Here is a 20,414-nt window from a genome sequence, read left to right as displayed (position 1 = left end):
GCTTCAGACCGCGTCGCTCGTCGCCGTCCAGCGGAAGTCCGGGACGCGCAGCGACGGCATCACCGTGCGCGGCAGCGACGGACCGCCCTCCCGGCCCACGGTGCGCCGGGCCGGGCCGACCGCCACCGCGCGGGCGAGCACCTCCAGCGAGCTCTCCTCGAAGCGGAGGTTCGCCGCCCGGCCCACCACCCGGCCGTCCTCCACCACGTGCACGCCGTCCCGGGACACGCCGGTGACCAGCAGCCGGGACGGGTCGACGTCCCGGATGTACCACAGCGAGGTCACCAGCAGCCCGCGCTCGATCCCGGCCGCCGGGTCGGGCCCGGCCGCGCTCGCCGCCGGCCCGTCGAGGATCAGGTTGTCCACCGGGCCGGTCGCCGGGACCCCGGCGGCCCCCGCCGCCCGGCGCGAACCGGGCAGGGCGCGGAGCATGCCGTCGTCGATCCAGCGCGTGGGCGCCAGCGGCACCCCGTTGTCGAACACCGACCCGGCCGCGCCGGACTCGCGGGCGACGGTGAACGGCGCGCAGCGCAGCACCGGGTCGTGCGGGTCGCTGCGCAGCGACAACCCCGGCGGGGCGAGCCGCTCGCCCAGGCGCGGCCGGCCCGACGCGCCGAGCGGGCTCCCGCCGGCGGCGGCCCGCTCGACCTCGGCCGACCAGTACAGGTGCAGCATCAGGTCGGCCATGCACGCGGGGGACAGGACCGTGTCGTGCCGGCCGGCGGGGACCTCGATCAGCGGCAGGTCGGCGTGCAGGCGGCGGCGCAGCTCGTCGTCCAGGCCCGCGACGGCGACATCGCCGAAGTCGGTGGTCCCGGTCCCGGCCCACGACGACATCGTGCCGTCCGCGGACCGCAGCTGCGCGTCGAGGTGACCGGCCGCGCCGGCGTGGCGCAGCCGCAGCCCGGACGAGGACGCCAGGTAGGTGGTGGTGTGCCGGTGCGAGGCGTAGCCGTGGTGCTCCAGGCCGTCGCGGGCGCCCCGGCGGAACGCGCCGCTCAACCCGTCGATCGTCGCGTCGAGCACCTCCGGCGCCGCCCGCTCCGGCGGCAGGTCCCGGTCCCCGTCGCGGCGGGCCGGCGGCGGGGCGGTCGCGTCGCGGGCGTGCGGGTGCCGCCGGTCGGCGTCGTCGACCACGGCGGCCAGCTCCGCCAGCTCGTCCGGGCCGGCTCCGCGCCGGTGGACGACGCCCGCGGCGCCGTGCTGGCCCCGTCCCACGACGCTGACGATGGTCACCGACCGGTCCTGGTTCGACGACAGCAGGGTGACGCCGTTGCAGGCCCACCGCAGGTCGGCCGATGCCAGCTCGTCGACGACGACCGTGGTGTGGTCCGCGCGCGACAGCGCCAGGGCGCGTTCGGCGATCTCCTGCGCCGCCCCGGGGAGGTGGGTGCTCACGACGCCCCCGTCCGGCTCACCGGCACCCCGCGGAACAGCGTCGCGGGCGCGCCGTGGCTGACCGCGGCCGCCTGCACCGGCTGCCCCTTCCCGCACAGGTCCGCGCCGTAGACGGCGTACGTGCCGGGGCCGCCGACCGCCTCCAGCGAGTTCCAGAACCGGGTGGTGGTGCCGTGGTAGGCCGCGTGGCGGACCTGCCCGGCCAGCCGGCCGTCGACGATGCGGTGGAAGCGCTGGGCGGTGAACTGGAACTGGCGCCGCTGCATGTCGATCGACCAGCTGTCGGAGCCGTCGACGTACAGGCCCTCCCGCACGGAGCCGATCAGCTCCTCCAGGGAGGGCCCGTCGGGGTCGGGCAGCAGCGAGACGTTGGGCATCCGGGACAGGGGCACGTCGCGCGGGTACTGCGCGTAGGCGCAGCCGCGGGAGCGGTCCTCGCCGAGCGCGGCCGCGCCCGCCCGGTCGGTCTGGAGCCCGGTCAGCACGCCCGCCGTCACCAGCGGCCACGCGCCGGTGGCCACGCCCTCGTCGTCGTAGGCGGTGGTGGCCAGGCCGTGCTCCAGGGTGCGGTCGGCGACGATGCCCATGCCCGCGCTCCCGTAGCGCAGCCGGCCGACGTCCTCGGCCCGGACGAACGTGGTCCCGGCGAAGGCCGCCTCCTCGCCGCGGACGCGGTCGGCCTCGGTGGCGTGCCCGACCGTCTCGTGCAGGGTCAGCCACAGGTTCGACGGGGCGATCACCAGGTCGGTGGGCCCGCTCTCGACCGGGGGCGCGTGCACGGTCTCGGCGAGCTGCTCGGGCAGCCGGGCCAGCTCGTCCTCGAAGTCCCAGCCGCGGCCGAGCAGGTACTCGAAGCCGCGGGCGGTCGGCGGTCCCAGCGAACGCGCCGTGACCAGGTCCCCGGAGCGCGGGTGCCGCACCGAGGCGAACACGAGCGGGTGCACGCGCACCCGCTCCTGGGTGATCGTCGAGCCGGTGAGGGTGGCGAGGAAGGTCCGCTCGCGCACGGCGTGCAGCCGCGCGCGGACCCGCTCGACCCCGGCCCGCAGCAGCCCGGCGCTCCACTCGGCCAGCAGGTCGGCCCGCTCCGCGGTCGGTACCTCCAGCGGGTCGATCTCGTGGCCGCCGCGCCAGGCGGCCCCGGGGTGCGCCGGCTCGGGCACCGGCGAGGTCTCGGGCATCCCGGCCGCGGCGCAGCGGCGGGCCAGGTCGACCGCGCGGCGGGCGGCCGCCGCGACGGCGTCCGGCGTGCGGTCCGACGTCGACGCGACGCCGCGCCGCCCGTGCCAGAGCACGCGCACCGCGATGCCCTGCTCACCCTCGTCGGTGGAGGCGGCCAGGCGGCCGTCGTGCACCTCGACCAGGCCGGCCCGCACGCAGGAGGCGCGCAGCTCCGCCTCCGCGCAGCCGCCGGCCACGGCGACGGACAGCGCCGTGTCGGCCAGCTCCGCCAGCAGTCCCGGGTCGAACGGCGGCACCGGGGCGGACGCGCCCGGCACGGGACGGGGCGCCCGTGCGGGCGCCCCGGTGACCGGTGGCAACGTCACACGCCCGTCTGGACCGGCTCGCCCGCCTCGCGCGGCGCGAACCGCGCGGCGAGCGCCGCCACGTGCTCGGCGGTCGCGCCGCAGCAGCCGCCGACCGCGGCGAGCCCGACCTCGTCGTGCCACTCGGCGACGGCCTGGGCCAGGGCCTCTGGGCCGACCGCGACCGGCTGCGGGCCGACGGGGGAGGCGTTGGTGCGGTCCTCCACGTTCGGCTGAACGAACAGCGGGCCGTCGTGGACCTCGCGCAGCGCGCGCAGCGCGCGCAGCGCCGGGCCGGTGCGCTCGGGGGTCGTGCAGTTCACCCCGAGAACGGTCGCGCCGCGGTCGAGCACCGCGCGGGCGGCCTCGCCGATCGGCTCGCCGGACAGCAGCCGGGCGTCGTCGCCGCAGACGAAGGACACCCACGGTTCGAGACCGGTGGCGAGCACCGCCTCGGCGGCGATCGCGGCCTCGCGGGCGGTGTTCATGGTCTCGACGAACACCAGGTCGACCTTGGCGCGGGACAGCTCCACGGCGAGCCAGCGGTGCTCCTCGCGCAGTTCCTCGTCGGTCGGCACCAGTTCGGGCCGGTACGCGTCGGCCACCGGGCCGATGGAGCCCGCGACCCGCAGCCGCGGCTTGGCCACGCGCTGGGCGACCCCGACGGCGGCGTGCACCATCCAGGCGTAACCGGAGCTGGGGTCCAGGTCGACCCCGCGCAGGGTGCGGAGGTTGCAGCGGAAGGTGTTCGCCGTGACGATCTCGGCCCCGGCCTCGACGTGGGCGGCGTGGACCCGCCGGACGAGCTCTCGGCGCGGTCCCGCGATGAGGCACTTCGTCGACCACCACGGCGCGACGATCGGCTCGCCCTGGTTCTCCAGGCCGGTGGACAGGCCGCCGTCGAGGACGGTCGGGGGGAGCCGGTGGGTGCGACCGGACGTGGACATGGGAAAACCCTCCCTGGGTCTGCGGTGGTGAAGCCGGCCGGGAGAGGGCCACGGCCGGTCAGGCCAGCTGCAGCAACCTGGTGCAGCGGTGCACGGCCTCGGGGTCGCCCTCGATCTTGACCGCGCCGGTGACGATGGCGTCGAACGGCGAGATCATGCGTGCCCCGATCCGGACGAACATCTCGGAGTCGCTGTTGATGACGATCGCGGGGTGGGCGGACGGACCGCGGTGGAACCGGACGGCCCCGTCGGCGACGTGGATGGTGAAGACCTCTTCGTCGACCCGGAACTCGTACTCCTCGTCGACGGCCGGGATGTTGGCCTGGTCCGTCATCGCCTGCACGGCCAGGAAGCCCCAGGCGGCGCGGGTCGCGCCGGCCGCGTCGGCGTCGGTCAGGAACTGGAGGCCCCAGCGCGCCAGTTCGAGCACCGGCCCGCGGAGCTCCTCGCCGACGGCGGTGAGCCGGTAGACCCGGCCACGACCGTCACCGGGGACGGGGGCGTGCTCGACGACGCCGGCCGCGGTGAGGTTGCGCAGGCGTTCGGAGAGGAGGTTCGGACCGATGCCCGGCAGGTTCTCGGCCAGCTCGTTGAACCTGGTCGGCCCGATGAGCAGTTCACGGATGACCAACAGGGTCCACCGCTCGCCGATGACGGTCATCGCCGAAGCCAGACCGCAGAACTGCCCGTAGTCCCGCTTCTTCGTCATCCGTGCGCTCCTCGCATGAAACTACCTACACGATAGTTGAGTGTATCAGTCACCCCGTGGTCGGTTGTGCGTTCGGTACTACTGTTCTACCTCGCTGTTGCCGGGCCTCGATGGCGTATCTATCGCGAGTGTACGGTAATTTCGCTCCAAAGTCGCGTACCGGCTTGGGCGGTGCGAGGCTGACAACCCAGCAGTGCCAACAGGGAGGTCGCCGGTGCCGGACGCAGTGGACGGGTTCGTGGCAGAGATCGAGACCCTGGAACCGGGCGCGGGCATCCCGCCGGACGTGCTGGTCCCCGCTCACGCCGACGACGAGTACCGCGCGGCCCGGATCGACCTGCTGCGCCGGGAGCGGGCCCTGCGGGAGCACGCGGAGGAGGTGGCCGCCGCGCGGCGGGCGCTGCCGCCGGGCCCCCTGCTCGACGACTACCGGTTCGCGGAGGAGACCGCGGACGGCCGGGTCCTCCGGCCGCGCCTGGTCGAGCTGTTCGGCGACCACCGGACGCTGGTGGTCTACCACCTGATGTTCCCGCGCGGGACGGCCAAGGCGTGCCCGATGTGCTCGATGTGGGTGGACGGCCTCCAGGGCGTGCACCGGCACCTGGCGCAGCACACGGCGCTCGTGGTCGTGGCGGCCGCGGAACCGGCGGACCTGCGGGCGTGGGGCCGGGCCCGGGGGTGGCACGACCTGCGCCTGCTCTCCTGCGGCGAGACCACGTTCAACCGCGACCTCGGCGCCGAGACCGGCGCGGGGGAGCCCAGGCCGGCGTTCACGGTGCTCCGGCGCGAGGGCGAGGACGTGCGGTTCTGCTACACCGTGCACGCCAGCTTCCCGCCGGACGGCGCCGAGCGCGGCATCGACCTGCTCTCGCCGGTGTGGCAGGTGCTGGACCTGCTGCCGCAGGGGCGCGGCGGCTGGTACGCGGGCAACGACTACGTGGTGGGCTGACCCGGTCGGCCGTCGTCGGCGCGCGGGCGGGACCGGCGCAGCTCCTCGTCCAGGGCGGACAGCGGCCGCTCCCACAGCGCCCGGTACCGCTCCAGCCAGCTGTCGATCTCCCGCAGCGGGCCGGGCATGATCCGGTAGTACCGACGGGTCCCGTCCGCCCGCACGGCGACGAAACCGTGGTCGCGCAGCACCTTGAGGTGCTGCGACACCCCGGGCTGGGACAGCTGGAACTCCTCGCCGATGACCCGCCCCACTTCGCCGGCCGACGCCTCGCCCTCCGCCAGCAGTTCGACGATGCGACGGCGCACCGGGTCGCTGATGACCTGGAACGCCTGCATGTCCTCCAGTATGCGGGAAGTTCTAATATAAGTCAACACTAATAGGGTGGGTCGGTTCAGAATTTGATAGCGTCGGCGGGTCGTCACGCCTGCTCGACACGTTGATCGTCATCCGGTGGCGCCACGTGGCCGTCCCCGGCGACCGGGAGAGGACGTCATGACCCCGCACAACCCGCCCCACGCCCACCAGGTCCCGCAGGCGCCCTCGGACCCGGGCACCCCGCCGGGGGCCGACCGCGACATGAGCGTCTTCCCGCACGACTCCCCGGCCGAGCTGTCCATGAAGGCGCGGCTCGCCGACCTGCTGGAGAACACCCCCCTGCCCGCGTCGGACCTGGTCGACGCGCTCCCGCTGTTCCTGCGCCGGCAGCAGATGGCCGACCTGCTGTCGATGGACGAGCTGTACCGGATGGTGCTCGACGTGCCGGGCGTGATCATGGAGTTCGGCGTCCGGCACGGCAGGCACCTCGCGGCGTTCACCGCCATGCGCGGGTTCCGCGAGCCGCACAACCCGTTCCGGCGGATCATCGGCTTCGACACCTTCACCGGTTTCCCGGACGTCGCCGAGGTCGACCGGGTCAGCCCGTCGGCGGTGCCCGGCCGGTTCGCCCTGCCCGCCGGCTACCCCGACTACCTGCGCCAGGTCGTCGACGCGCACGCCGAGGGCGACGCGATCTCCCACATCACCGGCCGCACGCTGGTCGTGGAGGGCGACGTCCGCGAGACGCTGCCGCGCTACCTGGAGGACAACCCGCACACGGTGATCGCGCTGGCCTACTTCGACCTCGACATCTACGAGCCGACCGTGGCCGCGCTGCGCGCCGTGCGCCCCTACCTGACCCGGGGCAGCGTGCTGGCCTTCGACGAGATCGACCACCCGAAGTGGCCGGGGGAGAACCTGGCGTTCCGCGAGGCGCTGGGCCTGGACCACGCGGCCCTGCGGCTCCTGCCGGGCCGCCCGGCGCCGGCCTACCTGATCTGGAACGGTTGACACCCCGACCGCGGTCCCGACCGGGCAAGATCGAAAGCGACTGGCCAATGTCACTATTGGAGTTTATAGTGTTTTTGGAGGGTGGGCCGGACGACGGCGACCCTTCGGCACCCCGAACCGGAGGGGAACCCCGGCGGTCCGGTCCCAGGGAGGAGCGACGATGAGGGTTCCCGCCCCTCCCGGCGTCATCGAGCAGGCGGCGTTCGGGGACGAGCACGCCGACGTCTACGAGCTGACCTACCGGCACCGCGGCAAGGACTGGGAGGCCGAGGCGCGCGACGTCACCGCGATCGTGCGCGAGCACCGCCCGGCCGCGTCCTCGCTGCTCGACGTGGCCTGCGGGACCGGTGCGCACCTGGCGGAGTTCGCCCGGCACTTCGACCGCACCGAGGGCGTCGAGATCGCGCCGGCGATGCGGCGGCGGGCGCTCGACCGCGTCCCGGCCGGGACGGTGGTGCACGAGGGCGACATGCGGACGTTCCGGCTCGACCGCCGCTTCGACGCGGTCACCTGCCTGTTCACCTCCGCGGCCTTCCTGCCCACGCCGGCCGACCTGACCACCGCGATCGGGCGCATGGGCGAGCACCTGCTGCCCGGCGGCGTGCTGGTCGTGGAACCGTGGTACTTCCCGGAGACCTTCCTCGACGGCTACCTCGGCGGCGACCTCGTCCGGCTGCCGGACCGCGTCGTGTCCCGGGTGTCGCACTCGGTGCGCCGCGCCGACGCCACCCACCTGCACGTGGAGTGGACCGTGGCCGACGCGACGGGTATCCGCCGGTTCACCGAGCTGGAGGTGATGAGCCTGTTCACCCGCGAGGAGTACCTGGCCGCCTTCGACGCGGCCGGCTGCGACGCCCGGTACCACCCCGGCTGGCTGACCGGGCGCGGCCTGTTCACCGCCGTCCGCCGTCCCGGCTGACCCACGACCCCCGACCCGGCCTGGAGCGGACATGACCGAGATGATCGTGGTCCCCGGCGCTGAGTTCGTGCCCGGCGCCCCACCGGACCAGCTGGACTGGCTCCAGACCGAGGGCCAGGCGTTCCCGCCGGAGTGGTTCGCCGACGAGACCGCGGCCGGCGCCATCACCGTGCCGCCCTTCCGGATCGACCCGGTCCCGGTGACGGTGGCCCGCTTCCGCGAGTTCGTCCGGGCGACCGGCTACCTCACCGACGCGGAGCGCAACGGCTACGGGCTGGTCTACGACGACCGCTACTGGGCCGAACTCGACGGGGCCTGCTGGTCGGCGCCCGCGGGCCCCGGGGTGGACGTGGGGGACCGCGAGGACCACCCGGTCGTGCACATCTCCTGGGCGGACGCCGACGCCTACGCGTCCTGGGCGGGCAAGCGGCTGCCCACCGAGACCGAGTGGGAGCTCGCCGCGCGGGGCGTGACCGGCCGGCTGTGGCCGTGGGGCGACGAGTGGGACCGCGCGCTGGCCAACACCGCGGAGTTCCACGCCGGCGAGCTGACCTCGCTGGAGCAGTGGAAGGACTGGTGGCGGGGGGTGCACGCCCGGTCCGGGCCGGTCCCGCAGACGACGCCGGTGGGCTCGTTCCCCGGCGGCGTGAGCCCGGCGGGGTGCCACGACATGGCGGGCAACGTCTACGAGTGGACGGCGTCCACGGCCAGCCTCTACGCGGGCGGGCAGGAGCTCGACGCCACCCTCCGCTCGGTGATGGGCCGGTACCGGGCGATCCGCGGCGGTTCGTGGATGAACTTCCGCTACCAGGTCCGCTGCACCGAGCGGATGTACGGCGACCCGGACGGCTGGTCGAACTTCGCGGTCGGGTTCCGCTGCGCAACGGACGCCTGAGAACAGTCCACAAGAGGGAGTGAGATGGCGACCATCGTGCTGTCGACGGCCTGGACCCAGGGCTCCGGGTCGTCCTTCGCGTGCACCACCGGACCGCTCGGCGACGTGCTGAAGCGGTTCGCCGCGGACGAGCCCCGCTACCGGCACCGGATCGTCGGGGCGGACGGCGAGCCCTTCCGCTACTACAACGTCTACCTGGACGGCGAGGCCGTGCCGCGGCGCGGCCGGGACGCGGTGCTGGTCGGCGAGGACAGCACCGTGCACATCGTCCCGCCGCTGGCGGGCGGCTGACGGCGGCGTCCCGGGACCCCGCCGGGGGTGAGGGCCTCCCACCTCCGACGGGGACACCGGTCGAGCGGCGTCAGAGCCCCAGCTGCTCGGCCGCCAGCCGGGTGCCGCGCACCCGCGCCTCGACCTTGGCGAAGGCGACGTCCCGCGAGGTCGAGGTGTCGTCCGCGAACGGCGAGAACCCGCAGTCGTCGCACGTGCCCAGCTGGTCGACGGGGATGTGCCGGGCCGCCAGCAGCACCCGGTCCCGCACCTCCTCCGGGGTCTCCACGCGCGGGTCGACCGGGTTGGTGACGCCGACGAACACGCGCTGGCCCGGGGACAGGTGCCCGCTCACGGCGCTGAGCACGCGCTCCGGGTCGGGCTCGCCGGCCAGCGCGAGGTAGAACCGGCCCGCGCGCAGCGTGAACAGCAGCGGCAGCAGCTCGGCGTAGTCGATGTCCAGGCTGTGCACGGAGTCCTGGTCGCCGCCGGGGCAGGTGTGGACGCCGATGCGGGCGCGCTCCTCGTCGGTGAACCGGTCCAGCACGGCGTTGTTCAGCGCCACGAAGTCGCGCAGCACCCCGCCCGACGGGTCGAGCTTGAGCGACAGCCTGCCCTCGGTGAAGTCCAGCTGCACGGAGTCCGCGCCGCCGTCCAGGCACTGGCGGATGTCCCGCTCCGCCTCGTCCACGAGGTCCGCGAGGAACTGCTCGCGCGGGTAGCCGTCGATGCCGTCGGCGGGGTAGAGCAGGCTCAGCGCGGAGGCCGCGATGACCGGCTGCTTGACCGGCGCGGAGGTGATCGCCCGCACCGCGCGCAGGTGGTCGGCGGCGTGCGCGCCGTAGCGGAACGGGCCCTGGGTCAACCGGGGCAGGGTGCGGGTGTGCCCGTCCGCGAACGGGATCACCACGCCGTCGGGCGCGAGCCCGTCGACGCCGTCCAGCGGGTAGGTGGCGAAGCTGGGCTTGGCCTGTTCCCCGTCGGTCACCACGGGCGAGCCGGTGGCCTCGAAGCGCTCGACCGTGTCCCGCACGGCGCGGTCGACCAGTTCGTCGAACGCGGTGCGGTCGATCCGGCCCTCGGCCACGTCCGCCAGGCCCGCGAGCAGGTAGTCCGGACGCGGGATGCTGCCGATCGGTTCGGTCGGCAAGGTCATGTGCGCTCCCCTTCGGTGATTCCCCGAGGGGCGCGTGGGGAGTGCCCCCGCGCCCCGGCGCCGCTCCGCGGCATGGTCAACTCCGCGGCCCAGTGAACCGTCGGGAGGGGCAAGCGGTGAAGGCCCGAACAGGTGATCCCGCACCGCGCTTCGGCGTAGGGCCATTGTGGAGAGACCGGTGAGTAAGTATGTTTATTTAAAGTGGATCTTTGCCTGGGGGTAGAGTGCGACTGGAACTGACCGATCAGCGGTGGCACGACCTGCGCGCCGCGCTCGACGGCGCGACCGACCGGTTCACCCGCCTGCTGCTCGACGTGCGGGACCCCGACCGCCCCGCGCCGGACCGCCCGCGGGCGGTCCGCTGGACGGCCGCGGAGACCGCCGCGCACACCGCGGTCGTCGCCCACCTCAACGCCGGCCTGCTGCACGCCCCGGCGACGCCCCTGGGCGCCCCGGCGGTCGACCCGCTCGTCGCGGCCACCACGCTCGGCGACATCGCCCACCTGAACGACGTGGCGCTGCGCGAGTTCCCGACCCGCTCCCCGGAGGCGCTCGCGCGGTGGCTGCGCGAGGGCGTCTCGCTGCTGCTCGACCGCAGCGCCGACCGCGACCCGCGCGAACCCGCGCACTGGCTGGGCGACGCCCGGCTGCCGGTCGCCTCCCTGCTGGCCCACCAGCTCAACGAGGTCCTGCTGCACGGCTTCGACATCGCCCGCGCCCACTCCCTGCCGTGGCGGGTGCCCTCGGCGGAGGCCGCCCTGGCCTTCGACCTGTTCCTGGTCAGCCTGCTCGGCAGCCGCGAGACGGGCCGGCTCTTCGGCACCGGCGGCGGGCAGGGCCGCACCGTCCGCGTGGAGTTCCGCTCCGCGCACACCACCCCGGTCGTGCTCGTCAACGGCGGGGGCCGCATCGGCGCCGAACCGCCGGACGGCGGCGCGGACGCCCGGATCCGCTTCGAACCGGCAGCGCTGATGCTCACCATCTTCCGCCGCACGCCGCTCGCCCGCGCCGTCGCGACCGGCCGGGTCGTCGCCTCCGGCCGCCGTCCCTGGGCGGCCCTGACCTACATGCGGCGGATGCGCACGCCCTGACACCCCCGAAGCCCCCTCCCGGAGGTCGCATGTCCACCCGTGTCGAGACTCCTCCCGCAGAGGCGCTCACCCGTCCCCGCCGCCCCTGGCTGGTCGTCGGGCTGAGCGCACTGGTCGGTTTCCTGTTCACCGTCGTGTGGTCGGCGCACTTCGTCGACTCGGTCATCGGCGGCACCATCGCCGACGGGCTCCTCGGCCACGACGCCGCCGCGACCCCCATCGCCGGCGTCGGCGCGGGCGTGGTGTTCGCGTTCGTGTCGGGCCTGGCCGGCACCTTCACCGCCTGCAACATCGCCGCGTTCGGCGCCATGGCGCCCATGGCCGGTGACGGCGGCTCCGGCTCGCGCCGGGTGCGGCACGTGCTGCGCTCGCTGGGCCTGCTCTCCATCGGCATGATCGCCGTGTCCGCCGCCTACGGCGTGGTGGTCGCGCTCGTCGGCACCCGGATGCCGCAGTTCCAGGAGACCGCCGCGGCCGGCGGGCTCGCACCCCGCCTGCTCCAGGCGATGGTGGTCTTCGGCCTGGTCGGCCTCGCCATGCTCTACCTCGGCCTGGCGGCGGCCGGCCTGGTGCCCGACCCGCTGGCGCGCCTGACCCGCCGGTGGCCGGACGCGCCGGTCGTGGTGCTGGGCGTGCTGATCGGCGCATTCCTCATCGGACGGCCATTCCCCCTGTTCCGCGTGATGTTCCGGGACGCCGCCGAGAGCGGCAACGTCTTCTACGGCGCGGCGGCCTTCGTGCTCCAGTCCCTCGGCAACATCCTCATCATGGCGGTGGTGCTGCTGCTGGTGACCTGGCTGGCGGGCGACCGCCTGGGCCGGTGGTTCGCCGCCGACCCGCGCCGCCGGGCCGTGCTGACCGCGGCGGCGTTCGTCGCGGCTGGCGTGTTCCTGGTCCTGTACTGGGACGTGCGCATCCTGGAGCGCCGCGACATCATCCCCTGGTACCCGGTCGCACCCTGGGTCTGAGCCCCGCCGACACCGGTGGCACCCGGCGCCGCCGACCGCGGCGCCGGGGTCGGTGGTGGACGGTGTCGTCCCCTCCCACCGCCCCGGAGCTGATCTTCACCCCGTCATCGCTACCCTTCACCGAAGGAACTCCCCGCACCCCGGACACCCGGCACCGACGCCCACGATGTGGTCGCGCCGGTGTTGATCAGCCGGTGTCGGTGGACGACCTGACGATGCACGACTGGCGAAGCGGCGGAACTCCTCGGTTCACGCAGTGGGTCGCAATACTTTGCGATAGCGTGGCCGCTGAAGGGGGATGGAGTCATGGCGACCAAGCGGAGCTACCAGCAGTACTGCGGCCTCGCGTCGGCCCTGGACGTGGTGGGCGAGCGGTGGACCCTGTTGATCATCCGCGAGCTGCTCCTCGGGCCCGCCCGGTACAGCGACGTCCTGGCCAACCTGCCCGGGATCGGCACGAACCTGTTGGCCGAGCGCCTGAAGTTCCTGGTGCAGCGCGGTGTGGCGCGGCAGGTGGACCTCCGGGGCACCGGCGCGCAGCTCGCCTACGAGCTGACCCCGGCCGGCGAGGAGCTGCGCCCGCTGATCCTGGGCCTGACGCGCTGGGGCATGGAGTTCGTCGACGACCTGCGGTCGGAGGACACCCTCCGACCGCAGTGGGGTTTCCTCGCCGCGGAGGCGATGCTGGACCCGGCCAAGGTGTCCGACCGGCACGAGCGGTACGAGTTCCGCGTGGACGACCAGGTGTTCCACATCGAGATCTCCGGTGGTCGGGCGCGGGGCCTGAGGGGCGCCGCGGTCGACCCGGTGGTGGTGGCGAAGACCGACGCGGCCACGTTCGTGCGGATCGGTTCGGGGCACCTCACGCCGTTGCTGGCCATGCTGACCGGTCACCTGGTGCTGGAGGGGGACGTGGACGCCGTGCTGCGCTGCTGCGAACTGCTGGGGCTGGAGTCGGCGTCGTCCCGGACCGTGGCGTCCCGAGCTGTGTCGGCCCGGCCGGCGTCGTCCGCCGCGGCGGGCTGATCCTCGCGGCGTCCCGCTCCCGCGGTGTGGTGACCTCGCGGTGTGCCGACCTCGTGGCGCCCCGCTCCTGTGGTGTGCCAACCCTGTGGTGTCCCGCTCCGGCGGCGGTCCGACCCCTGCGGGGTCTGATCTCCGCGTGCCCGGAACCCGCCGCGTCCACCCTGTTCAGAGGGGTTCGACGTCCCTCCCCGCAGGACGGAGGTCCGAAGGCGCCGGCACGGAACGCCAGGCTGTTCATACCCCCGATCGTGCTACTGTTCGCTTGAAAAACAGGTCGCTATCCTGAGTGGTGAACGGGAGGCACTGTGGGGCTTGAACCCGGAGCGGCAACGGACTTCGCTGCCATGGCTCAGTCCTACGTCGAGGGTCATCCCCGGCTCACCGGCACGTCAATAGCTGATCTCTCCCGGTTGCGGCTCACCCTCGACGAGGATTTCTGCCGCGAGACGGCCGACTCCTTCGACCGCGCACCACGCCTCGACTGGAACGACGATCTGGCACAACGCTATGAGTTGTTCAAGCGAGAAAACCTGGTGCAGTACCGGGTGATCCGGGAGTCCGGGCTCGACGTGCGACCGTGGGCCGAGGGCCGCCCGCCCTACCGCGACTCCCGGGACCTGGTGCGCCGCGTGCGCGAATCCGGTGTCCTGCACGTCTTCCTCACCGCCACGGGCCACGGGCCCGGCCCGACGACCGGTTTCCACCCGCTGCGCACCCCGTCCGGGGTCGTCGAGCACGGCGTGGAGCTGTCCCACAACGACATCTTCCGCGTGGTGCACGACGTGTTCGGCCACATCATGCACGGCAACGCCTTCGGGCCGAGGGGCGAATTCCGCGCCGCGCGGACGCACCTGGCGATGTACCCGGAGGAGGTGCACCCGGTGCTGGTGGTCGAGCAGGTCGCCCAGATCTGCTGGTTCTTCTTCGGCCCGCACCTGCGCGTGGACGGCCGCCTGCCCGCCAAGGGCGAGCCCGGCTACACGCCGCCGAACCGGCGGCCCTACGCCGAGCAGAAGGTGTTCCCGCTGTCGCCGAGCCACGTCGCCCGGTTCACGAGCCTGTTCACGGAGGAGCACGGATGACGCACACCGCCGACCAGGGCGTCCTCGGGGGCGTCCTGCCCGCCTCGGTGCGGGCGGACTTCCCGATCCTCGCCACGCGTCCCGGCGCCTACCTGGACAACGCCGCCACCACGCACAAGCCGCGGGCCGTGCTCGACGCGATCACCGGCTACTACACCACGGCCAACAGCAACACCGGCCGCGGCTACCACGAGCTGGGCCGCCTCTCCACGGACGTGTTCGAGCAGGCGCGCCACGACGTGCAGCGGGCTCTGGGCGCGGAACGGCCCGAGGAGGTGGTGTTCACCTCGGGCACCACCGACGCGGTCAACGCGGTAGCCGACGGGCTCGGCCGCCGCCTGCTCGGCCCCGGGAGCGCGGTGCTGGTCAGCGGCATGGAGCACAACTCGAACCTGCTGCCGTGGCGCAGGCTGGCGGAGGAGACCGGCGCCGAACTGCTCGTCGCGCCCGTCGACGGGCACGGCCGGGTGGACGTCGAGAAGTTCACCGCCCTGCTCGGCCCGCGGGTGCGGCTGGTCGCGGTCTCGCACGTGTCGAACGTGCTCGGCACCGTCAACCCGGTCGCCGAGCTGATCGCCGCCGCGCACCGGCACGGCGCGCTGGTCCTGGTCGACGGCGCGCAGGCGGTGCCGCACCGGACCGTGGACGTGCGGGCGCTGGACGCCGACTTCTACTGCTTCTCCGCGCACAAGGTCTACGGCCCGATGGGCACCGGCGTGCTGTACGGCAGGTACGACCTGCTCGACGGGCTGCGCCCGGCCCGCGTCGGCGGCGGCACGGTGAAGGGCGTGAGCGCGACCGAGCCGGTCCGCTACGTGCCCCTGCCCGCGCGGCTGGAGGCCGGCACGCCGAACGTCGCGGGCGCGGTCGGCCTGGCCGCCGCGCTGCGCTACCTCGACGACCTCGGCCGGGACGCCGTGCGCGCCCACGACGAGCACCTGGTGCGCTACGCGGTGCGGCGCCTGGCCGAGCTGCCCGGCGTGCGCGTGGTCGGGTCGCCGGAGGAGACGCCCAGCGGCATCGTCTCCCTCGTCGTCGACGGCGTCCACCCCTACGACGTGGGCGCGCACCTGGACGGGCGGGACATCGCGGTGCGCTGCGGCGTGCACTGCGCCAGCACGTTCCTCGACAGCCTCGGCCTGCTCGGCACGGTGCGCCTGTCCTTCGCGGTCTACAACACCGAGGCCGACGTGGACGCCGCGGTCGACGCGCTGGCGACCGCGCGCCCCGGCTCCTGGACCGCCGACCACCCGACCACGCGCTTCCTGTGACCGCGCGACGACCGACGGAGGAAGGTGCCCCGATGCCCACCACCGGTGAGCTGGACCGGACCCGCGCCGAGCAGACCGCCACCTGGGACGCCGTCAGCGACGGCTGGCTGGCGTGGACCGAGGACTTCGAACGGGCCGCCGCCGCGGTCTCCGCCGAGCTGGTGCGGCTCGGCGGGGTGCGCGCGGGGCAGTCCGTGCTCGACTACGGCACCGGCCTGGGCGAGCCCGCCCTGACCGCCGCCGACGTGGTCGGCCCGACCGGCGAGGTGGTGGGCGTCGACCTGTCGCCGCGCATGGTCGAGCGGGCGCGGGAGCGCGCGGCGGGACGGCCCGGCGTCCGGTTCCTGGTCGGCGGCGCGGAGGTCGTGCCGGGCGGCCACGACGTGGTGCTGAGCCGGTGGGTGCTGCCGCTGGCCGGCGACCGGCCCGGGTTGCTGCGCGCGCTGCGGGCGGCCATGCGGCCCGGTGGCGTGCTCGCCGCGGCCGTGTGGGGGCCGCCCGCCGAGGTGCCCATGATCGCTCTCGGCTTCGGCGTCGTGTCCCGGCTGCTGGCGCTCGACCCGCCACCGCCCGGACCGGGCCCGTTCAGCCTGGCCGACCCGGAGGCGCTGCGCGCCGAGCCGGCCGCCGCCGGGTTCCGCGACGTCGAGGTGACCGAGCTGGCGGTGGACTTCCGGCTGGCCTCGCCGGACGCGTTCGCCGGGTTCACCCTCGACGTGCTGCCGCCCCGGCCGCGCGCCGCCCTGCGCGCCCGCTACGGCGACGAGCGCCACCCGGACGTGCACCGCGCCCTGGTGGAGGCCGCCGGCCGGTACCTCGTCGACGGCGGCGGGGTGCGCCTGCCGTCCCGCTGCCTGCTCGTCCGAGCCGTCGCATGACGCCGTTCCCCGGGAGCCCCCGCATGAGGTTCGACACCAGGTTGGTGCACGTGGGTCAGGAGGCGACGCCCGGTACCGGCGACGTCGTGCCGCCGCTGCACCTGTCCTCCACCTACGAGCGCGACGTGCAGGACCCGCTGCGCTGGTTCTACGCCCGGGGCGAGAACCCGACCCGCGAGGGCCTGGAGCGGTGCCTGGCGGCGCTGGAGGACGTCCGGTTCGCGTCGGTGTTCTCCTCCGGGCAGGCCGCGGGCGCGACCGCGCTGGCCGTGCTCGCCCGGAAGCGGGTGATCGTGTCCGACGACGTCTACGGCGGCACGCACGCCCTGATGGCGACCGTCGCCGCGCGCGGGGTCGAGGTCCGCTACGAGGACCTGGCGGACCCGGAGGTCGTGGCGCGGGTGTTCGCCGACGACGCGGAGGGCACGCTGGTGTGGGTCGAGACGCCCACGAACCCGCTGCTCAAGGTGGTCGACCTGACCGAGGTGAGCAGGCTGGCCCACCGGGCGGGCGCGGTCGTGCTGGTGGACAACACGCTCGCCGGGCCGGTGCTCCAGCAGCCGCTGCGCTTCGGCGCGGACGTGACGCTCTACAGCACCACCAAGTCGATCGCCGGCCACCTCGACGTGCTGGGCGGGGCGCTGGTGCACGACCGCGAGGAGCTGCACGAGGCGTTCGCCGCGAACCGCACCGCGGTGGGCAACGTGCCGGGGCCGTTCGACTGCTTCCTGGTCCACCGAGGGCTCAAGACGCTCTCGCTGCGCACCCGCTGCCAGGTCGCCTCCACCGAGCTGCTGGTGGCGGCGCTGTGCGAGTCGCCCGCCGTGACCGAGGTGCGCTACCCGGGCCTGCCGGAGCACCCCGGGCACGAGGTCGCCGCGCGCCAGATGACCGGGTTCGGCTCGCTGGTGTCGTTCCGGTACCGCGGCGACGTGGACAAGCTGCTCGGCCGCCTCCAGCTGTTCGCCAACGCGGTCAGCCTCGGCGGCGTGCGCTCGCTGGCCCAGTGCCCGGCCGCCACCACGCACCGCCCGGTCCCGCCGGAGGTGCGGGCGAGGCTGGGCATCACCGACGACCTGGTGCGCATGTCGGTCGGCATCGAGGACCCCCAGGACCTGCTCGACGACCTCGGGCAGGCGCTGCACGCGCCCTGACGGGTGTTGCTGGGCGTAATCGGCCCTGGTCGGGCTCGGTGCGCGGCGCTGCGGCGCCGCGATCGCCGGGACCGGCCGGGGCCGGCGTCTACCATGACCACTCCGAACCGACGGGGGGTCTGTGGTGTCGTCGAAACGCGACTACGGTCAGTTCTGCGGCTTGGCGAGCGCGCTGAACGTGGTCGGCGAGCGCTGGACCCTGCTCATCATCCGCGAGCTGCTGATCGCGCCCACGCGGTTCACCGAGCTGATCGACAACCTGCCGGGCATCGGGCCCAACCTGCTCACCGAGCGCCTGCGCGCGCTGGTCGACCGCGGTGTGGTGGCGCAGCAGCCGGTGCCGGGCGACGGGCGGGCCCGCCAGTACGCGCTGACCGCGGTGGGGGAGGAGCTCGGCCCGTCGGTGCTGGCCCTGGCCGGGTGGGGCCTCCAGTTCCTGGGCGAGGGCGACTCGTCCGGGGAGACCCGCGCGAAGTGGGGCTTCCTGGCCGTGCAGGCGATGGTGCGGGACGACCTCGTCCCGGAGGTGGCGGAGGTCTACGAGTTCCGGGTGGCCGACCAGGTGTTCAGCATCTCGGTCGCGGGGGGTTCGGTGGCGTTCGGCCGCGGCCCGGTGCCCGCGCCGGACCTGGCGGTCGAGTGCGACACGGACACGTTCGTGCGGATCGGGGCGCGGATGCTGTCGCCCGCGCAGGCCATCGCGACGGGCGAGGTGAAGATCACCGGCTCGCCGGCCGTGGCCGAGCGGTGCACGCGGATGCTCGGCCTGTCCTGACCGCCGCGCGCCGGGCACGGGGGTCTGTCGCCGGAGCCGGGGACGGGCACCCGCGTCGTGGTCCGGCCGTTCGCCGCCCGCCGCGCCCGCACCGTCACCCGATGTCCGCCGCCCGCCGCGCCCGCGTCGTCGCCCGACGTCCGCCGCCCCACCCGGCGCCCCACCCGCGTCGTCACCTGATGCGGTCCGCCGACCCCTCCCTCCCGGTCCGCCCACCGCCGCGCCCACCGGGTGGTGGTAGGAAGACGAGGTGAGCAACAGGGCAGACGGGTTGGAACTGGCGCAGGACGAGGTCGTGTCGCTCGCCAGCGAGCTGATCAGGATCGACACCACCAACACCGGGGACGCCGCCACCCTGGTGGGTGAACGCGCCGCCGCGGAGTGGGTCGCGGAGAAGCTGTCCGAGGTCGGCTACGAGACGACCTACGTGGAGTCCGGGGCGCCCGGCCGCGGCAACGTGATCGCCCGGCTGGCGGGCGCCGACCCGAGCCGGGGCGCGCTGCTCGTGCACGGCCACCTCGACGTGGTGCCCGCCGACGCCTCCGAGTGGTCCGTGCACCCGTTCTCCGGCACCGTCCAGGACGGGTACGTGTGGGGGCGCGGCGCCGTCGACATGAAGGACATGTGCGCGATGGCGCTGGCCGTCGCCCGGCGGTTCAAGCGCGACGGGATCGTGCCGCCCCGGGACATCGTGTTCGCGTTCCTGGCCGACGAGGAGGCCGGCGGCATCTGGGGCGCCAAGTGGCTGGTGGACAACCGGCCCGAGCTGTTCGAGGGCGTCACCGAGGCCATCAGCGAGGTCGGCGGGTTCTCGATCACCCTCAAGGACGACGTCCGCGCCTACCTGGTGGAGACCGCGGAGAAGGGCATCCGCTGGCTCAAGCTGCGGGTTCGGGGCACCGCCGGCCACGGGTCGATGATCCACCACGACAACGCGGTGGCGAAGCTGGCCGCCGCGGTCACCAAGCTCGGGCAGCACCGGTTCCCGGTCGTGCTCACGCCCTCGGTGCGGGAGTTCCTGGCCGGGGTCTCGGAGATCACCGGGCTGGAGTTCCCCGAGGACGACCTGGAGGGGTCGATCGGCAAGCTCGGCGGGCTGTCCCGGATGATCGGGGCGACGCTGCGCGACACCGCCAACCCCACCATGCTCTCCGCCGGGTACAAGGCGAACGTGATCCCGTCGGTGGCCGAGGCCACTGTGGACTGCCGCATCCTGCCCGGCCGCGAGGAGGCGTTCGACCGGGAGCTGGCCGAGCTGCTCGGCCCGGAGGTCGAGCGCGAGTGGCTGGGGCTGCCGCCGGTGGAGACCACGTTCGACGGGGCGCTGGTGGACGCGATGGTGGCGTCGATCTCGGCCGAGGACCCGGGCGCGAGGGTGCTGCCCTACATGCTCTCCGGCGGCACCGACGCCAAGTCGTTCCAGCAGTTGGGCATCCGCAACTTCGGGTTCGCGCCGCTGCGCCTGCCCGCCGACCTGGACTTCTCCGCCCTGTTCCACGGGGTCGACGAGCGGGTGCCGGTGGAGGCGCTCCGGTTCGGCGTACGGGTGCTGGACCGGTTCCTGCGCGACTGCTGAAGTTCCGGCGCGCCGGCCCGGGACCTGTGGGCGCGGTGAACCGCCACCCGCTGCCGAGCGCCTGCACGGGGTCCACCCGGCGTGCTCCAGCACCAGGTCCACGCCCACCTGGAGACCGCCGCACAGGTCGTCGTACCGGGGGATGAGGGAGACGGCCGCGGTGGTGGTCATCGAATTCCCCGGGGAGAAGGCGACGGATTCGGCGGTGTCGGCCGGATTCCGGATTTCATGCCGGGTGGGACTTGCCCGGGTGGGCAAGTCCCACCCGGAAATGTCCAATCGCGCGAAACGGGCGGTTGGACATTTCCGGGCCGCCCGGTTCTGTTTCCCCGGACCTCGACGGACCGTCTCCGCGTTGATCGCGAACACGTGCACGCGGGGTTGTTCGGGCAGCCGTGGGGCGCGCACCGGTTCCCGCCGGGTCACCGGGACGCGCACCGCGCTTCGCTTCCGCGGGTGCGTGTCGCGTCACTGCTCGACTCTTTTCTGGTCGAG

Annotated in this window: 20 protein-coding genes; 14 read left to right on the top strand and 6 right to left on the bottom strand. The window is 74.1% G+C overall.

The features are described 5' to 3' along the window. Positions 1-3 precede the first annotated feature (3 nt). From ACFP3R_RS23635 to ACFP3R_RS23620, 4 genes are read right to left on the bottom strand one after another with little or no spacing between them, the layout of a single operon-like run. Positions 4-1,398 (bottom strand): metallopeptidase TldD-related protein, encoded by a 1,395-nt coding sequence (locus ACFP3R_RS23635; RefSeq protein WP_380638566.1) that lies wholly within the window; start codon positions 1,396-1,398, stop codon positions 4-6. Next, a complete protein-coding gene (locus tag ACFP3R_RS23630) occupies positions 1,395-2,945 on the bottom strand; it encodes a TldD/PmbA family protein (protein ID WP_380638565.1) in 1,551 nt (516 codons plus the stop codon). Before ACFP3R_RS23630 ends, ACFP3R_RS23635 begins: the two co-directional genes overlap by 4 nt. Then, complete coding sequence (locus tag ACFP3R_RS23625; RefSeq protein ID WP_380638564.1) at positions 2,942-3,871, bottom strand: homocysteine S-methyltransferase family protein; 930 nt, start codon at positions 3,869-3,871, stop codon at positions 2,942-2,944. The genes ACFP3R_RS23630 and ACFP3R_RS23625 overlap by 4 nt, the downstream gene beginning before the upstream one ends. 58 nt (positions 3,872-3,929) lie before the next feature. After that, the gene (locus ACFP3R_RS23620; protein ID WP_380638563.1) at positions 3,930-4,580 is read right to left on the bottom strand and encodes a winged helix-turn-helix transcriptional regulator; all 651 of its coding nucleotides are present in this window, start codon (positions 4,578-4,580) and stop codon (positions 3,930-3,932) included. A gap of 214 nt (positions 4,581-4,794) precedes the next feature. On the opposite strand from ACFP3R_RS23620, the gene ACFP3R_RS23615 reads away from it, so the two are divergent. Next, positions 4,795-5,529 (top strand): DUF899 family protein, encoded by a 735-nt coding sequence (locus tag ACFP3R_RS23615; RefSeq protein ID WP_380638562.1) that lies wholly within the window; start codon positions 4,795-4,797, stop codon positions 5,527-5,529. Here ACFP3R_RS23615 and ACFP3R_RS23610 read toward each other — a convergent pair. Then, the gene (locus ACFP3R_RS23610) at positions 5,514-5,867 is read right to left on the bottom strand and encodes an ArsR/SmtB family transcription factor (protein ID WP_380638561.1); all 354 of its coding nucleotides are present in this window, start codon (positions 5,865-5,867) and stop codon (positions 5,514-5,516) included. The genes ACFP3R_RS23615 and ACFP3R_RS23610 overlap by 16 nt on opposite strands. 157 nt (positions 5,868-6,024) lie before the next feature. Here ACFP3R_RS23610 and ACFP3R_RS23605 point away from each other — a divergent pair, with 157 nt between their 5' ends. From ACFP3R_RS23605 to ACFP3R_RS23590, 4 genes are all read left to right on the top strand, one after another. Continuing rightward, complete coding sequence (locus ACFP3R_RS23605) at positions 6,025-6,858, top strand: class I SAM-dependent methyltransferase (protein WP_380638560.1); 834 nt, start codon at positions 6,025-6,027, stop codon at positions 6,856-6,858. A 160-nt stretch (positions 6,859-7,018) separates the two neighbouring features. Next, on the top strand, positions 7,019-7,777 hold the full coding sequence (locus tag ACFP3R_RS23600) for a class I SAM-dependent DNA methyltransferase (protein WP_380638559.1): 759 nt from the start codon (positions 7,019-7,021) through the stop codon (positions 7,775-7,777). Positions 7,778-7,808: 31 nt separating this feature from the next. After that, on the top strand, positions 7,809-8,672 hold the full coding sequence (locus tag ACFP3R_RS23595) for a formylglycine-generating enzyme family protein (RefSeq protein ID WP_380638558.1): 864 nt from the start codon (positions 7,809-7,811) through the stop codon (positions 8,670-8,672). A gap of 24 nt (positions 8,673-8,696) precedes the next feature. After that, complete coding sequence (locus ACFP3R_RS23590) at positions 8,697-8,963, top strand: MoaD/ThiS family protein (RefSeq protein WP_380638557.1); 267 nt, start codon at positions 8,697-8,699, stop codon at positions 8,961-8,963. Between the two features lie 70 nt (positions 8,964-9,033). On the opposite strand, the gene ACFP3R_RS23585 is transcribed toward ACFP3R_RS23590, so the two are convergent. After that, on the bottom strand, positions 9,034-10,098 hold the full coding sequence (locus ACFP3R_RS23585; RefSeq protein ID WP_380638556.1) for a cobalamin-independent methionine synthase II family protein: 1,065 nt from the start codon (positions 10,096-10,098) through the stop codon (positions 9,034-9,036). A gap of 224 nt (positions 10,099-10,322) precedes the next feature. Between ACFP3R_RS23585 and ACFP3R_RS23580 the strand changes: the two genes are divergently transcribed. The 9 genes from ACFP3R_RS23580 to ACFP3R_RS23540 all read left to right on the top strand — a co-directional run bounded on the left by ACFP3R_RS23580 (position 10,323) and on the right by ACFP3R_RS23540 (position 19,919). Continuing rightward, positions 10,323-11,189, top strand: coding sequence for a maleylpyruvate isomerase N-terminal domain-containing protein (locus tag ACFP3R_RS23580; RefSeq protein WP_380638555.1), 867 nt, complete (start codon positions 10,323-10,325; stop codon positions 11,187-11,189). A gap of 29 nt (positions 11,190-11,218) precedes the next feature. Next, positions 11,219-12,157 carry a hypothetical protein gene (locus tag ACFP3R_RS23575; RefSeq protein WP_380638554.1) on the top strand — a complete coding sequence of 313 codons (939 nt, stop codon included), beginning with the start codon at positions 11,219-11,221 and terminating at the stop codon, positions 12,155-12,157. Between the two features lie 306 nt (positions 12,158-12,463). After that, positions 12,464-13,183, top strand: a complete 720-nt coding sequence (locus ACFP3R_RS23570; protein WP_380638553.1) for a winged helix-turn-helix transcriptional regulator — start codon at positions 12,464-12,466, stop codon at positions 13,181-13,183. Positions 13,184-13,527: 344 nt separating this feature from the next. Further along, a complete protein-coding gene (locus ACFP3R_RS23565) occupies positions 13,528-14,265 on the top strand; it encodes a crotonobetainyl-CoA--carnitine CoA-transferase (protein WP_380638552.1) in 738 nt (245 codons plus the stop codon). Further along, positions 14,262-15,536: an aminotransferase class V-fold PLP-dependent enzyme gene (locus ACFP3R_RS23560; RefSeq protein WP_380638551.1), complete on the top strand. Its 1,275-nt coding sequence runs from the start codon at positions 14,262-14,264 to the stop codon at positions 15,534-15,536. The genes ACFP3R_RS23565 and ACFP3R_RS23560 overlap by 4 nt, the downstream gene beginning before the upstream one ends. Positions 15,537-15,568: 32 nt before the next feature. Beyond that, the gene (locus ACFP3R_RS23555) at positions 15,569-16,414 is read left to right on the top strand and encodes a class I SAM-dependent methyltransferase (protein WP_380638550.1); all 846 of its coding nucleotides are present in this window, start codon (positions 15,569-15,571) and stop codon (positions 16,412-16,414) included. 23 nt (positions 16,415-16,437) lie between these two features. Beyond that, entirely contained in the window at positions 16,438-17,568 is a 1,131-nt protein-coding gene (locus ACFP3R_RS23550) for a trans-sulfuration enzyme family protein (protein WP_380638549.1), read from the top strand. Positions 17,569-17,692: 124 nt separating this feature from the next. Next, entirely contained in the window at positions 17,693-18,343 is a 651-nt protein-coding gene (locus ACFP3R_RS23545) for a winged helix-turn-helix transcriptional regulator (protein WP_380638548.1), read from the top strand. Between the two features lie 250 nt (positions 18,344-18,593). Then, on the top strand, positions 18,594-19,919 hold the full coding sequence (locus ACFP3R_RS23540; RefSeq protein WP_380638547.1) for a M20/M25/M40 family metallo-hydrolase: 1,326 nt from the start codon (positions 18,594-18,596) through the stop codon (positions 19,917-19,919). Positions 19,920-20,414: the final 495 nt, after the last annotated feature.

The organism is Saccharothrix lopnurensis (genome assembly GCF_042658445.1).
GTDB lineage: Bacteria > Actinomycetota > Actinomycetes > Mycobacteriales > Pseudonocardiaceae > Actinosynnema > Actinosynnema lopnurensis.
The sequence above is the reverse complement of the archived record's forward strand: the minus strand, read 5'-3'. Positions and strand labels throughout refer to the sequence as shown.

Excerpts from the sequence above, each read along its gene's own strand:
- ACFP3R_RS23600 (WP_380638559.1), top strand. The coding sequence starts at position 7,019 with ATGAGGGTTCCCGCCCCTCCCGGCGTCATCGAGCAGGCGGCGTTCGGG.
- ACFP3R_RS23585 (WP_380638556.1), bottom strand. The coding sequence starts at position 10,098 with ATGACCTTGCCGACCGAACCGATCGGCAGCATCCCGCGTCCGGACTAC.
- ACFP3R_RS23575 (WP_380638554.1), top strand. The coding sequence starts at position 11,219 with ATGTCCACCCGTGTCGAGACTCCTCCCGCAGAGGCGCTCACCCGTCCC.
- ACFP3R_RS23620 (WP_380638563.1), bottom strand. The coding sequence starts at position 4,580 with ATGACGAAGAAGCGGGACTACGGGCAGTTCTGCGGTCTGGCTTCGGCG.
- ACFP3R_RS23605 (WP_380638560.1), top strand. The coding sequence starts at position 6,025 with ATGACCCCGCACAACCCGCCCCACGCCCACCAGGTCCCGCAGGCGCCC.
- ACFP3R_RS23565 (WP_380638552.1), top strand. The coding sequence starts at position 13,528 with ATGGCTCAGTCCTACGTCGAGGGTCATCCCCGGCTCACCGGCACGTCA.
- ACFP3R_RS23595 (WP_380638558.1), top strand. The coding sequence starts at position 7,809 with ATGACCGAGATGATCGTGGTCCCCGGCGCTGAGTTCGTGCCCGGCGCC.
- ACFP3R_RS23625 (WP_380638564.1), bottom strand. The coding sequence starts at position 3,871 with ATGTCCACGTCCGGTCGCACCCACCGGCTCCCCCCGACCGTCCTCGAC.
- ACFP3R_RS23555 (WP_380638550.1), top strand. The coding sequence starts at position 15,569 with ATGCCCACCACCGGTGAGCTGGACCGGACCCGCGCCGAGCAGACCGCC.
- ACFP3R_RS23560 (WP_380638551.1), top strand. The coding sequence starts at position 14,262 with ATGACGCACACCGCCGACCAGGGCGTCCTCGGGGGCGTCCTGCCCGCC.
- ACFP3R_RS23610 (WP_380638561.1), bottom strand. The coding sequence starts at position 5,867 with ATGCAGGCGTTCCAGGTCATCAGCGACCCGGTGCGCCGTCGCATCGTC.
- ACFP3R_RS23550 (WP_380638549.1), top strand. The coding sequence starts at position 16,438 with ATGAGGTTCGACACCAGGTTGGTGCACGTGGGTCAGGAGGCGACGCCC.
- ACFP3R_RS23590 (WP_380638557.1), top strand. The coding sequence starts at position 8,697 with ATGGCGACCATCGTGCTGTCGACGGCCTGGACCCAGGGCTCCGGGTCG.
- ACFP3R_RS23570 (WP_380638553.1), top strand. The coding sequence starts at position 12,464 with ATGGCGACCAAGCGGAGCTACCAGCAGTACTGCGGCCTCGCGTCGGCC.